Below are 14025 nucleotides of genomic sequence, written 5' to 3' on the forward strand. Positions count from 1 at the left end.
GGCAGGGTGAGCGCCAGGTGGTGCCCGGCCGCGTCGGTGAAGCCGGCCAGCGGGCCGCTGCCGCCGCCGGAGAGGGTCACGCCCGAGGGGGTCGCGGCCGGGGAGAACGTGCCGTCACCGTTCTTGTCCAGTGTCGCGTTGACGGGGGTCCAGGAGCCGTTCTTCTGGACCCGGATCGGCTGTTCGTTGCGGGTGACGGTCAGTGAGCCGTCGGGGTTGGCGACCGTCATGCTGGTCTCGGTGGTCAGCGCGTCGACCGTGACCTGCTTGCCGGTGGCCCTGGCCCGCGCCTGCGCCTGCTGCACCGGGCCGTTCGGGGCACCCGCCGCGCCCGGCGCGGTGGGGCTGACCGCGGACTGCGACACCGAGGGTGTCGTCAGCGTCGGAGTAGCGGCCAGGGCCGGACCTGCGGCGGTCGCGACCACCGTGGAGAGCGCTGCTACGAGCGTGAACTGATGGCGCAGTCTGCGCCGTGACGATGGCCTGAGGCCGGGTCGCTGCACTTAAGACGTCCTTAAAGCGATAAAAGACTTGGCAAAATTTAGGAGGAATTTATTGGGCAACTCTTTACCCGGTCCGCCTGGATTGATGTCCGATTCGCGCGATCATGAGGGGCTTCGCCCCCCTCGTGCACGACCCCCACCAGCCGTGCGGGTCCCGTGAAGGATCGCGTGCCGCCGAAAGGCTATTGCGGCACCTGTTCGAATGGCAATACGGTTCCCGGCGATCAAGCCGTCTGTTCGGCTACGTGTTTGACGGTCCTTCGAGGCCGATATTGTGGTGGGGGTTGCGCGTGCGTACGCGTCTTCATTGGTTCCCAGGATCTCGGGGGAGGGAGTGGGGACGCCGGGGCACCGTCGTCGGTGCCGCATTGGCGGCGCTGACGCTGGTCGTTCCGGTCGCCGCTGCCGACACCGTGGTCGGTGGGTACCAGTACAAGGGCAAGCTGTGGGCGGCGGATCCGCTCCCGGCCCAGCCATCGGTCAAGGGCCATGCGGTTTCTGGCAAGTCGGGTTCGACCAAGGTGCCGGAGCCGAAGGGCTCACGGGCGCTGGAGACGCACAAGGACGCGTCCCCGTCCTGGCCCGCCGCGTCGAGCAGCACAGTGACGCTGGCGGCCGGCTCCCCGGCCGCTTCCTCTTCTCCGTCCCCGGCCGCGACGCCGGTGGCGAACTCCCCGGTGTCGGTGGCGCCGGTCACCTCGCAGTCGGCACCTGCGCCGACATCGGTGCAGGTCAAGACGGCCGATCACGGTACGGCGCAGGCTGCCGACGTGAACGGTCTGCTGGTCGGCCTGTCGCGCGCCGACGGCCAGTCGGCCACCGGCGACGTGAAGGTCTCGGTCGACTACAACTCCATCGCCCAGGCGTACGGCGGTGGCTGGGCCTCGCGCCTGCACCTGGTCTCGATGCCGGCCTGTGCGCTGACCACGCCGGACGTTCCGGCCTGCCGCACGCAGCAGCCGCTAGCGACGACCAACGACCCGGTCTCGCACAAGCTGACCGCGACCGTCGCCGTCCCGGGCACCCCGGCGCGGGCCGCGCGAGCCGCGGGAACGGCCGTGCAGGCGGACGCGACCACCCAGAACTCCGGCACCGCGGTCGCCGCGGTCGCCAGCACGGGCGGTTCGCAGGGCGACTACTCCGCGACGCCGCTCTCGGCTTCGGGAGCATGGTCGGAGTCGTCGTCCGGTGCGTTCGAGTACAACTACCCGATTCCGGTGCCGCCGGCGCTGGGTGGCGGTGGCCCTTCCGTGTCCCTGTCATATAACTCGCAGTCGGTCGACGGCGAGACCTCGGCGCGCAATTCGCAGTCCTCGTGGATCGGTGACGGCTGGGACTACAGCCCGGGCTTTATCGAGCGTTCGTACAAGTCCTGTGCCAGTGATGGGATCACGGGCTCGTCGGACGAGTGCTGGGCCGGTTACAACGCCACGCTCTCGCTCGGCTCGCACACGGGTCAGCTGATTCGCGACAGCAACGGTGTGTACCACCTGCAGGCAGATGACGGCACCAAGGTCGAGGATCTGTCGGGTGCGTCGAACGGTATGTGGAACGGCGAGTACTTCAAGGTCACCACGACCGACGGCACCCAGTACTACCTGGGTCTGAACCACGCCCCGGGGACGACGTCGGACCCGGCGACGAACAGTGCGTGGGGTGTGCCGGTGTACAACCCCAAGCCGGGCGACCCCTGCTACAACGCCTCACAGGGCAACAACTCGCAGTGCTCGGCGGAGATGGGCTGGCGGTTCAACCTCGACTTCGTGGTGGACCCGAACGGCAACGTGCAGCGCTACGACTGGGCGAACGAGGCCAACTACTACAACATGGGCTACGGCCAGGTGGTCCAGTCCGGTGGCGGCGGCAAGATGACCGCCTACACCCGTGGCGGCTACCTGACCCAGATCTCCTACGGCTACAAGCTCGCAGACGAGCAGGCAGGCCACGACCCGGCTGCCAAGGTGGTCTTCAACACCGCCCAGCGCTGCACCACCTCGAGCAGCGTCTGCCAGTACTCCAACCTCAACGGCACCACGGCCACCAACTGGCCGGACACCCCGTACGACCTGAACTGCCCCGCCAACGCGGCTACCTCGGGCACCGGCAGCAACGTCTGCCAGCTCGCGGCGCCGACCTTCTGGTCGACCTACCGGCTGCAGTCGATCAACACGCTGGTGAAGAACGGCTCCTCCTGGCAGCCCGTCGACTCCTATGCCCTGAGCCAGGTGTTCTCCGACGCCGGCGGGACGATGGACCCGGTCACCGGCAGCACCGTCGACCCCAAGGACGCCGGCCAGCTGCAGTCGGTGATGTGGCTCTCCTCGATCCAGCACACCGGCCAGGACACCTCCGCCGGTGGCAGCGGTCCGATCACCCTCGACCCGGTCACCTTCACCGGTGTCGAGACGGACAACCGGGTCGACGGCCTCACCCCAGCCGCCCCGCCGCTGTTCCACCCGCGGATCTCCAGCATCCAGACCGAGTCGGGCGAGTCCATCGCGGTGACCTACCGCGCTCCGGAGTGTTCGCGGCTCAACAGCCACATGCCCGCCTCGCCGGACAGCGACACGATGGCCTGCTACCAGGTCTACTGGAACACCCCGGGCGGCGTGACCCCGATCGCGGACTGGTTCAACAAGACCCTGGTCTCGCAGATCACCGACAACGACCTGACCAAGGCCGGCTCCCCGGCCAGGGTGACCAACTACACCTACAGCGGTGGTGCGGCCTGGCACCGGGACGACTCCGACCTGACCGACGACCAGTACCGCACCTGGAACGACTTCCGCGGCTTCCGCACCGTCACCACCACCAGCGGCGCCGCACCGGATCCGATCAGCCAGACCGTCACCTCGTACTTCCAGGGCATGGACGGCGACTACAAGGCCGACGGCACCCAGCGCAGCGTCACGCTGACCAACTCCCTGGGTGAAGCCACTACCGACAGCCCGTGGCTGGCCGGCACCGTGCAGGAGTCCGACACCTACACCCAGGCCGGCGGCACCGTCGTCGCCAAGGAGCTGAACAGCGCCCCAACCCTCACCACGACGGTGAGTGCGCCGCGTACCGCCTGGACATCCAAGACCCCGGCACCGGCCACGCTCTCCACGTTGCCGCCGCTGGTCGGGCGCCGGGTCCAGTCCAGCTCAACCCGTTCGCTGAGCCTGCTCGCCAACGGGACCTGGCGCACCACCCAGACCAACACCGGCTACGACAGCCTCGGTCGCCAGTCGCAGCTCGACGAGAAGGGTGATCTCTCGGTCCCCTCCCAGGAGACCTGCACGACCACGACGTACGCGACGCCGCCGGCGAGCAACCCGATGATGCTGATGGACCCGAGCGAGAGCATCACGGTCTCGGGTGGCTGTGGCACCACGCCCGGCAGCTCGACCACCATCAGCGACAAGCGGTTCTTCTACGACGGCGACGGCAGCATCAGCAACCCGGGCACGCTCGGCCAGCTCGGCGCCAACGGCACCACGCTGGGTCTGATCACCGCCACCCAGTCGGTGCAGTCCTACGACGGCTCAGGCAAGCCGGTCTTCCAGACCACGGACTCGGCCAGCTACGACCAGTACGGTCGCCAGACCCGCACACTGGACAGCGCCGGTTCGGCGACGACCGTCAGCTACACCCCGGCCACGGGCACGCTGCCGACCTCGATGTCGACCACCAACCCGCTCGGTTGGACGGCGACCAGCACGCTGGATCCGGCGCGCGGCCTGACCACCCATGCGGTGGACGTCAACGGTAGGGTCACCGACACCCAGTACGACGCGCTCGGTCGTACCGCCCAGACCTGGCTTCCGGGCCGGACCAGGGGCACACAGAGCGCGGACAAGGTGTTCAGCTACTCCGTGCACGGCGCAGGGACCAACCCGGACCCGTCGACGGTCACCACGCAGTCGCTGCGCGAGGACGGCTCCTACAGCACCGCCGTGCAGTTCTACGACGGTTTCCTGCAGGAGCGGCAGACCCAGACCACCACCGCGGACAACTCCGCGGGCCGCCTGATCTCCTCCACGCACTACGACAGCCACGGCCTCACGCACTCCGCGGTGGCGCCGTACGTGGACACCACGACCGGGCCGAGCACGACGATGTTCGCCGAGGTGGAGAACACGCTGCCGTCGGAGACCGTCACCGGCTACGACGGCATGGGTCGGCCGATCAGCAGCACGCTGTACTCCAAGGCCTCACCGTTGTGGACCTCGACCACCGCCTACCCGGGCGCGGACGAGACCGACACCACCCCGCCGCCCGGCGGCACCCCGACCAGCACGTTCACCGACGCCCTCGGCCAGACCACTTCGACGGTGGCGCACGGCGGCAACGGCATCGGTGACGTCACGACCAAGTACACCTATACCCCCGGTGGTCAGACCGCCACGGTCGCCGACAACGCCGGGAACACCTGGAGCTACACCTATGACCTGACGGGTCGCAAGGTGTCGCAGACCGACCCGGACACCGGTACGTCCACCACGACGTACGACCAGTTCGGCAACGTCGCCACGACCACCGACGGCCGCGGCCAGACCCTCTCCTACACCTACGACCTGCTCGGCCGTCGGACCGGCGAGTACACCGGTACCAACACGACCGACCAGACCCAGCAGCTGACCTCCACGGTCTACGACACGCTGGCCAAGGGCTACCCGACCTCCTCCACTCGCTATGTGGGCGGTTCGGGCGCGGGTGGCAGCGCGTACGTGCAGCAGGTGACCGGCTACAACACGGCCTACCAGCCGACCGGGACCTCGATCACGATCCCGGCGGCAGAGGGTGCGCTCGCCGGTACCTACACCACCAGCGCCACCTACACCCCGAACGTCGGTCTGCTGTCCGGCACCGCCTTCGGTGCGGACGGCAACCTGCCCGCCGAGACCGTGGGCTACGGCTACAACCTCCAAGGCGGACTGGTCTCCACCGGCGCCGGCCGCTTCACGCACTACCTGGACCTCGCCAACTACAGCCCGCTGGGCCAGATCGAGCAGTCCACCTACGGCAACTCCGGCGTCCAACTGCGTACCGCGCAGACCTACGACGACGCGACCGGCCGGCAGACCACCAACACGGTCAGCCTGCAGACCGCGACGACCAGCCCGATCGACAACACGACGACGGGTTACGACCCGGCCGGCAACATCACCACCATCTCCGACGTCCAGTCGAGTGGTGGAACCACGCAGGCCACCGACACCCAGTGCTTCAGCTACGACGGCCTGGACCGGTTGACCACCGCATGGTCGGACACCGCGGGCATCAGCAGCCCGACGGCGGGTCAGTTGTCGCACTGCAACACCACGACGCCCTCCGCGTCCACCATCGGTGGCCCGGCGGCGTACTGGCAGAGCTACAGCTACAACCTGCTCGGTGACCGCACCCAGCTGGTCAATCACGATGTCACCGGCAACACCGCCAACGACACGACGCAGAGCAGCACCTACCCCGGCAACGGCACCGCTCCGGCCAACCAGCCGAACACCGCCACCACCATCACCACCAGCAAGCCCTCGACGGGCACCAGCACCCTCACCCCCCAGTACGACAAGGAGGGCAACACCACCAGTCGCACCACCACCGGTGCGACCGCCACCAACCAGACCTTCAGCTACGACGCCGAGGGCCGCACGGCCGGCGTCACCACCACGACCGGGACCAGCAGCCCGCAGACCACCGGCTACCTCTACGACGCCGACGGCAACCTGCTGATGCAGCGCGAGCCGACCAGCACCACCCTCTACCTGTTCGGTGGCGCCGAGCAGCTCACGCTCACCGGCAGTACCGTCTCCGGTCAGCGGTTCTACGACAACCCCGACGGCACGGTGATCGTCCGCTCCAGCAGCGGCACCGTCACCTACGAGCCCAGCAATCCCCAGGGAACCGCGCAGCTCGAGGTCGACGCCTCCAGCCTGGCCGTCACCCGTCGTGCCTACGACCCGTACGGCAACGCACGCGGTGCCACCCCGAGTACCTGGGCCGACAACCACGGGTACCTCGGTAAGCCGACCGATCCCACCACCGGCCTCGACCTCCTGGGAGCCCGCAACTACGACCCCACCATCGGCCGCTTCCTCACCGCCGACCCCGTGTTCGAGGCCGGCGACCCCAACCAGATGGGCGGCTACACCTACGCCGGCGACAACCCCACCACCAGCAGCGACCCCACGGGCTTGTGGTCCCTGCGCGGCGCAGTTCATTGGGCGCACAAGAAAGCCAACAGCGTCGGGAGCTACTTCGCCGGCGTGGGCGACGCCGTGGTCGGCGACCCGTGGGCATTCACCGTCAACAGTGCTCAGAAGATCGGGCAGGGCTTCGAGAATCTCCCCTGCCTGGGCGACTTCTACTGCACCCCGAGCTACAGCAAGCCGATCGCGGACAACCACCCGCTCGCCGACCTCTTCCACGTCAACACCCACTCCACCGCCTACCAGGCCGGTCAGTGGAGCGGCATCATCGGCGGCGCAGTGCTCGACGGAATATCCGCCGTCAAGTGGATCAGCGAGGGCGTCAGGGCGGTCAGGGCGGCCGAGGGCGGTGAGGGCGCGTGGAACCTCGCGAAGAGGTTCTTCAGCCACAAATCACCGCACCTCACGTCAGCCGAACCTCACCCCACTACCTCCAAGCGTGTCCATAAGCCGACCGACCCCGGAGCTGGTACGGCCCGAGGTGGCAGCGGAGGTAGCAAGGCAAGCAAGAGCCTCCAGCCGGATCGAGACAAGTATGAGGCTGCGGAGAAGAAGGCTCGCGCGCTCGGGCAAGACGAGTACCATAACTTCATCTCTGGCTCGTCCCAGGGGCAGCAGCTGGCATCTCAATTTAGGATCGAGTCCGCCAGTTCCCCGTTCACTGAGGATGGGCGCCTGACCCAGGAGGCGCTCGACGCATCCGAGCCGGCCATTCCGGGGAGCAAGCTGGGAAACCCTGTGCTGCAGCAGAGGTTCGCCGCGCGAGGTGGTGCTGCCCAGTGGGCCAAGTACGCTTCTCCCACGTACGCCAGCCCATTCGGTGACTACCAGCTGCACTTCTACTACAACAACACCAGCGGTGAAGTGATGTATGACCTGGATTACAAGGCCGTCATGAATCGAAGGATCAATGGCTGATGAAGGTTAGATTCAAAGGGGTCGAGGGGGTTGAGCGGAGAGTCCGCCAAGGATCGGCCACGCTGCGCGAAGGCATCGACTACTCGGTGCTGGAGATCTTCTGCCAGTCGGACGGCGTGAACTTCTTCAGGATCGAATGTCGAGACGGTGATATTCCTGGGCTTTTTGACTCCAGGATATTCGAGCTGAGAGAGGCAGGATTCCAATCCTCCTGGACATTCACCTTGGAGGCCGATGGTTCGATGACCATCGGTCCGGCCTCCTGGGCTGAGCCAGGATTCTGGGAGGACTATATGGACGGTAAGGTGCAGGCGTACGAGGCCTACCGTTATGAGCGGGATCGAATTATGGGTTCCTAGTTCGACAGTGGGATGAGGGCAGGCTTCGGATGACTTCCGAAGCCTGCCCGTTATTTTGGCTTTCCTTCGAGTGGCTGCCGTCGAGATTTTGCATGAGGATCGCGATCCGGAATTGTGGCGGTACAGGGTCCAGGCGGGGCTGATCGGACCCGCCTGATCTGTCGTGGCTCGGCTCGTGCTGGTCTGTAGCGGGTGTGTCCCGGGCTGGGTGAAGATACCTTCGGGCGAGGACGAGTCTGGTTCGGTGACCGTCGATTGACCTAAATAGTGCGTCGCTGGGTGGCGGCGTCTTGCTGGCCAGTAAATGCTGTGGGCCCCCTCGCCGAAGCGAAGGGGCCCACAGTCTCACAGGTGCGCCGCCAGGGACTCGAACCCCGGACCCGCTGATTAAGAGTCAGCTGCTCTAACCAACTGAGCTAGCGGCGCCTGCTGACAGGGAAGACTGTAGCAGCGGGGGAGGGGCGGGCCAAAATCGAATACCGCTGGACGGGAGTGGACGGGGTCACGCGGTGGGGAGGGGGTGCAGGTGGACCGGGCGGGGGGTGAGCGGGGTGCGGGCGACGGCGGGCTCGGGGCGTGCGGGGGCGTGCGGGGTGTCCTCGCCGCGGGCGGCGCGGACGCAGGCCCAGAGCAGGACGGCCGCGCCCGGGAGCCAGGGCTCGCGGCTGTCCGGCGCGATTAGCCAGCGGCCGGGGCCGGCACCGGGGGAGTCGGGCTGGTCGACCATGCGCTGCACGGGCGGGACGGTGACCGCGTCACCCTGGCCGTGGCAGAGCAGTGGCGGGACGTCCCGAGCCCACTCCTCCCAGGCGAGCAGGGTGCGCAGCCGGGGGGCGGCGCCCGGCTGGACGAAGATCAGCAATCGCCCACGGTAGCTGGCCACCGGGCCGCAGCCCGGGCCGGAGGCCCAGAGCTCGTCCAGGGCCCGGCGGCCGAACAGGGCCGGCATGCTCACCACGTCGAAGGCCCGGCCGCACGGGAGCACGGTCGGGGCCCAGGGACGTGATTCCCACAGTGCCCGCATGCTGCGCGGGTACTCGCTGGCGGAGGCCAGCCAGGCCTCGCCGGCCACCGTGAGGTACTCGACTGATTGATACGTCCAGATGTCCACGCGCAGCAGAGTGCTCCGGTGGCCGGCCGGGAGGCAATGAAAGCCGGGTTCGCCGGACAGGACGGCGCCCAGCGGCGTACGCTTTCCGGCCGCATATGCCAAGGACACCGGACGGCGGGCTCAGTGGCCTTCCGCGCGCTGCTGTCGTTGCAGGCCACGACCGTAGTCGATCATTCGCGCCGCGTAGTCGGGCGTCCAGTCGACCCGGGCGCCGATCTCGGCGGGGGTGAGCGCGTCGAACCGTCGCGGGTCGGCCAGTTGGGCCGCCGCGAGGGCCTGGAAGTCGGTGGCCCGCTCCGCGGCGATCCGGAAGGCCAGCGCCAACTCGGTCGACCTGCGCAGCAGTTCCGCCGGGTCCTCGATGCTCTCCAGCTGGAAGAACCGCTCGGGTTCGGCGACCAGCGCGTCGGGTTCGAAGAGCAGTGGAGCCGGGCGCAGGCGGCGCGGCGGGTCTTGGCGATCTGGCATGCGGGGACACCTTCGGTACGAGGAACGGATCTCGGCCGCCGTCCATTGTCGCGCGCGGCACCCGGTCGGGGGAACGGTGCACGGGCCCGCAGTCGCGCCTGGGGCGTACTTCGGCAGGTCGGGACAGGTCGAAAGCAGGTCGAGAGCAGCTGGGAAGGGGCCGGGAAGGGGGCGGGAGGGCAGGTCGAAGCAGGTGGGGAAGGGCAGATCGAGTGGATCAGCGCAGCCGGACCCGGTGTTCGGCGAGGTGGGCCAGCACCGCGTGGTTGGCCTCCCAGCCGTCCGGGAACTTGACCGTCACGCCCAGTTGCACCGGTTCGGTGGCCGGGTGTTCGTCGAGCAGCTCGGGGATGCCGGCCCGGGCCACCACGATGCAGGCGTGCCGGTGTCGGGAGGCGAGCACGCACAGCCGCCCGGTCTCCAGGTGGAAGGCGGTGGCGTCGGGCCGGCCGGAGAGCGGGTGCAGGACGACCGTGACGTCGTACTCGCGCCCCTGCAGCCGGTTCGCGGTGTCCACCGTGACGGCCGGGCCGGCGGTCGGATCCACCGGCACGCCCAGCGCGGTGAGCGTGGCCCGGACGGCGGCCGCCTGGTCGCGGTGCGCGGTGCCGACGGCGATCCGGCCGGCGGTGAGCGGGGTGCGGCCCTGCTCGGAGTGCGCGCTCAGGCCGCGGTCGAGCAGCCGCCGGACGGTCGAGGCGACCGCGGCCACCGCCTTCGGGTCGGTCCGCACGGTGTGCCGGGCGGGCAGCTCCAGCAGCGCCCAGCCGTGCTCGGCGGCCTCGTCGATCGCCGCGTCGACCGCCGTACCGTCCGGCCGCACGGTGGGGACCAGCAGCCGGTCGCCCGGGCCGGTGCCGGAGCGGAACGGCGTGTAGGGGTAGAAGGCGGCGGAGATCAGCGGCGCGGCCGAGGCGGGCAGCCGCCAGGAGACCGGCAGCCGGTGCGGCACGATGGTCGGATTGTGTGCCAGCAGGGTGACCACCGCGCTGCTCGACGGGTCGTACGAGAGCCCGGCCCACTGCTCGGTGCCGACCACCGTGAACGGGTCCAGCTGGCCCGGGTCGCCGACGAACAGCGCCCGCTCGAAGAGCCGGGCGACGGCCAGCAGTGCGTCCGAGCGCATCTGGTAGGCCTCGTCCACGATCGCGTGCCGCCAGGGCCCGACCTCCTTCACCCACTGCCACTTGGCCGCGGTGGAGATCACCACGTCCTGCTCCAGCAGGTCGGCCGGCCTGGTCGAGGCGGTGACGTTGGCATGCCGCAGTGCCTCGGCGGCCGGTCGGGCGTCGCTGCTGTGCAGGCGGCCGACGGTCAGCCCGGGCGTCTTGCCGGCCAGCCGGTCGACCAGGTCGTCCACCTGGCTGTTGGTCTGCGCGACGATCATCAACCGCTCGCCCGCGCCGACCAGTTCGCGCGCCGCCCGGACCACCAGGGTGGACTTGCCGGCCCCGGGCGGGGAGTCCACCACCACGCCGCGCGCGGCGTCGGCGGTCGGGTGGACGGTGGCGTCCAGGATCGCGGTGACGGCGGCGTCGGCCGCCGCGGCCGGGTCGGCGGCGGGCGAGGGCTGCAGAGGGCTCACGCGGTGGATCATTCCCACTCTTCGGCGGTGCCAGGCGAATCCTGGGCGGCGGACGGGGGACCACCGTGCGTCCACGGGGTGTCCTCCGGGTCGGGCAGTGGCGCGGACTGACGGGCGGTCAACTCGAAGAGCGTGAAGGTGACCCGCTCGCCGACCTCGGGCAGGCTGCCGGGCTCGGGCTCCTTGCGGCGGCCCATCCCGTTCAGCACCCGGACGGTGATCAGCCCGTCCGCCGGGTCGGCCGCGATGATCTCGGCCTTCTGGGCCGCCGGGCCGCCCGCCCGGTGCACCTCGCGGCCCGGGTCGGCGTGCGGCCGGTCGGTGGTGCGCACGGTCAGCAGCGGGCGCGGCCTGGGCGAGCGCCCGGAGGTGTCCCAGTCCGGCACCAGCTCCACCACCACGCCGCTGAACGCCTCGCCGGCCAGCCGCCGTTCGGCCATCGCCAGCGGATCGTCCAGCGCCTCCTGGACCTCCACCCGAACCTGCTCGCGCTCGCGCTGGGCGAGCTTGCGGGCGGCGGTGACGGCGTCGTCCCGGCGCGGCTGCGGTGGCTCGCCGGCGGCCAGCCGGTCGCGGTGGCCGGTGTACGACCAGCGGTCGCTCTCCCAGCGCTCGGGCAGGTGCGCGGCCGGCGGCAGGGCACGCAGCAGCTCCAAGCCGTGCCAGACGTCGTGCCAGGTGGGCAGCAGGACGGCGGTGAGCAGCTCGCGCAGCCGGTCCACCGCGTGCTGGACGGCCTGCCGGGCCTCCCGGGCGGCCGGGCTCCGCTCGCCGTGGGCGTCGGTCGCGTGGCGCAGCGTGGTGGCCGCGGTGTCGTAGCGGGCGATCGCGGGGGCGAGCAGCTTCTCGTCGAAGCGCGGGTCGGTGGCCGGGCCGGCCGGCGGGTGGCGCAGCTGGCCGTGCTCGTCCCGCTCGGTCTCGGCCAGTTGGGCGGCCTCGGCGCCGGTCAGGCCCGGCGGCGGGGCGTGCCAGGCGAGTTGGGCGGCCAGGTGCTGGTCCTCCAGGTGGCTCTGGCCGGTCGCCCAGTGCCGGGCGAGCAGGCCGGTCATCGGCAGCAGCAGGCTCGAACCGGGCACCTGGGCACGGTCGGTGAGGTGGGTCAGCCAGCGGCCGAGCAGCGGCACCCGGGCCGGCGCGGGGTACGGGCCCGGGTCCGGGTCCTCGGCGGTGCGGCGGAACCGGGTGGCCCGGCCGAGCAGCGCCAGGTGCCGCACCGATCCGCTGTTCGGGACGATCAACTGCGGTGCGTCGGAACAGAGTTCGCGGACCACCGGGGTCTGCTCGCCGGTCTCCGGGTCCCGCTCGGTGGCCTCCAGGTGCTCGACCTCGGCGCCGTAGGACTCCAGGTACGGCAGCAGGTCGTCGGCGAGCGCGGCCAGGAACTCGTAGCGGCGGGTCCGGTTGAGCGGCTGCGGCACCAGGTGCAGCCGGGGCTCGGCGCGATCGGTGCCGAGCAGCACGGCGAGCGGCGCGCCGTCCTCCACCGCGGCGGCGAGCGGGACCAGGACCAGCGGGCGCTCGGCGAGGTGCCGGTGACGGACGGTGGCCAGCGGCTCGGCGCGGCCACTGCGCACCGCCTCCAGCCGGGCCAGCGTGCTCAGCAGGCTCATCCGGCCACCTCGGCGAGGGGCGCGGTCTCCGCCGGGCGGCCCAGCGCCTCGGCCCGCAGCGCACCGGCCCGGGCCAGCCGGGCGGCCGCCTCGTCGTCCTCGCCGCAGCCCGTCACCTCCCCGGGGTAGGCCGCCGCCAGCGCCTCGCGGACCGTGCGGATCCGGCCCAGGTCGGCCCGCACGCCGCTGCCCAGTTGCTCGACCGCGTCCGTGCCGCGGGCCTGCGCCCGGCAGTGGAAGCCGAGTTCGCAACCGGAGAGGCAGTCCGGGCGGTACGCGGCCGGCACCCCGTCCACCGCCGCCGCCAACTCCGCCGCCGGCCGGGTCGGTTGACCGGCGTCGTCGGGCGCGAGGTCGAAGCTGGTGCCGGCCGGCAGGGTGTCCAGCAACTGGTCGATCCGGGTCATCCGGGCGAACTGGCGCCGGGTTGAGGCCAGTTCGCGACGGACGTCGATCACGGCGGCGGTCGGCCGCTGGCCGAAGTCGCGCGGGCAGACCAGCAGCACGTCCAACTCCGGGCTCCCGGGCACGACTTCCTCGTCGTAGGGGCCGCTCTTCGGACTCCGCCCGGCCGCCTCCTGGAGCGCCAGCACGTAGACCGCGGCCTGCCGGGCGGCCGCACCGACCTTCGCCGGATCGGCCGAACCGTCCAGCACCGGAAAGGACTTGATCTCCACGACGGTACACCGGCCGGCGTGCACCACCACCGCGTCCGGCTCCAGGAAGGCGGCCGAGCCGGCGACGGTCAGCCGCAGCATCGGGTGGTCAAGCAGCGTCCAGGCGCTCTCGTCCGCCACCGCCTCGGCCAGCGCCCGCGCCGTCCGCTCGGCGCGCACCGCCGGACCGGAGCCGGTCAGCAGGTCGGGCACCAGCACCCGGCCGGCCTCGCCCGGCGGCAGACCGAGCCGTGCGCGCAGCGGGTCGAGCAGCGCCGCACAGCCGTCGGCCTTCAGCCGGGCCTCGAAGACCGTGCCGCGGGCGATCGCGAAGGGGGAGCGGCCGAACGGCGCGGGCCGGCCCAGCCGCCCGGCGACCGCGGCCTTGTCCACCCCGGCCGCGTCGAGCACCGCGCGGCGTCGGCAGCCGGGATTGGCGGCCAGGGCGGCCAGCGCCCGGGCGTCGAGCCGGCGCTGCTCCGCGCCGCCGCGCAGGACCGCGAGCCGCTCGGCGATCGTCCGCTCGGCGGTCGCGGGCAGCCCGCGGGTGTCCGTGGGAGAGACGTTCATGGTGCTCGCCAGTGTCGCACCAGGGTCGGACAATCCGCGGCACCGCATGCCGGT

General features: G+C 70.7%; 8 protein-coding genes and 1 tRNA gene. 2 read left to right on the forward strand and 7 right to left on the reverse strand.

Going from position 1 to position 14025, the window contains the following annotated elements; all coding sequences use genetic code 11:
- A partial coding sequence (locus ACIGXM_RS35400) for a hypothetical protein (protein WP_396568232.1) occupies nucleotides 1–365 on the reverse strand: 365 nt, incomplete at its 3' end.
- Between the two features lie 506 nt (nucleotides 366–871).
- Between ACIGXM_RS35400 and ACIGXM_RS35405 the strand changes: the two genes are divergently transcribed.
- Nucleotides 872–7612 carry an RHS repeat domain-containing protein gene (locus ACIGXM_RS35405; RefSeq protein WP_396568233.1) on the forward strand — a complete coding sequence of 2247 codons (6741 nt, stop codon included), beginning with the start codon at nucleotides 872–874 and terminating at the stop codon, nucleotides 7610–7612.
- Entirely contained in the window at nucleotides 7612–7971 is a 360-nt protein-coding gene (locus ACIGXM_RS35410; protein WP_396568234.1) for a hypothetical protein, read from the forward strand. The genes ACIGXM_RS35405 and ACIGXM_RS35410 overlap by 1 nt, the downstream gene beginning before the upstream one ends.
- A 352-nt stretch (nucleotides 7972–8323) precedes the next feature.
- On the opposite strand, the gene ACIGXM_RS35415 is transcribed toward ACIGXM_RS35410, so the two are convergent.
- The 6 genes from ACIGXM_RS35415 to ACIGXM_RS35440 all read right to left on the reverse strand — a co-directional run bounded on the left by ACIGXM_RS35415 (nucleotide 8324) and on the right by ACIGXM_RS35440 (nucleotide 13971).
- Nucleotides 8324–8397, reverse strand: a tRNA-Lys gene (locus tag ACIGXM_RS35415).
- A 76-nt stretch (nucleotides 8398–8473) separates the two neighbouring features.
- Nucleotides 8474–9082 carry a bifunctional DNA primase/polymerase gene (locus ACIGXM_RS35420; RefSeq protein ID WP_396568235.1) on the reverse strand — a complete coding sequence of 203 codons (609 nt, stop codon included), beginning with the start codon at nucleotides 9080–9082 and terminating at the stop codon, nucleotides 8474–8476.
- Nucleotides 9083–9202: 120 nt separating this feature from the next.
- Nucleotides 9203–9550, reverse strand: coding sequence for a hypothetical protein (locus tag ACIGXM_RS35425; protein ID WP_396568236.1), 348 nt, complete (start codon nucleotides 9548–9550; stop codon nucleotides 9203–9205).
- A 217-nt stretch (nucleotides 9551–9767) separates the two neighbouring features.
- Nucleotides 9768–11126 (reverse strand): AAA family ATPase, encoded by a 1359-nt coding sequence (locus tag ACIGXM_RS35430; RefSeq protein WP_396568257.1) that lies wholly within the window; start codon nucleotides 11124–11126, stop codon nucleotides 9768–9770.
- A 17-nt stretch (nucleotides 11127–11143) separates the two neighbouring features.
- Nucleotides 11144–12745 carry a hypothetical protein gene (locus ACIGXM_RS35435; protein ID WP_396568237.1) on the reverse strand — a complete coding sequence of 534 codons (1602 nt, stop codon included), beginning with the start codon at nucleotides 12743–12745 and terminating at the stop codon, nucleotides 11144–11146.
- Nucleotides 12742–13971, reverse strand: a complete 1230-nt coding sequence (locus ACIGXM_RS35440) for a hypothetical protein (RefSeq protein WP_396568238.1) — start codon at nucleotides 13969–13971, stop codon at nucleotides 12742–12744. Before ACIGXM_RS35440 ends, ACIGXM_RS35435 begins: the two co-directional genes overlap by 4 nt.
- Nucleotides 13972–14025 lie beyond the last annotated feature (54 nt).

This window comes from Kitasatospora sp. NPDC052896 (assembly GCF_044547075.1).
In the GTDB taxonomy this organism is placed as follows: domain Bacteria; phylum Actinomycetota; class Actinomycetes; order Streptomycetales; family Streptomycetaceae; genus Kitasatospora.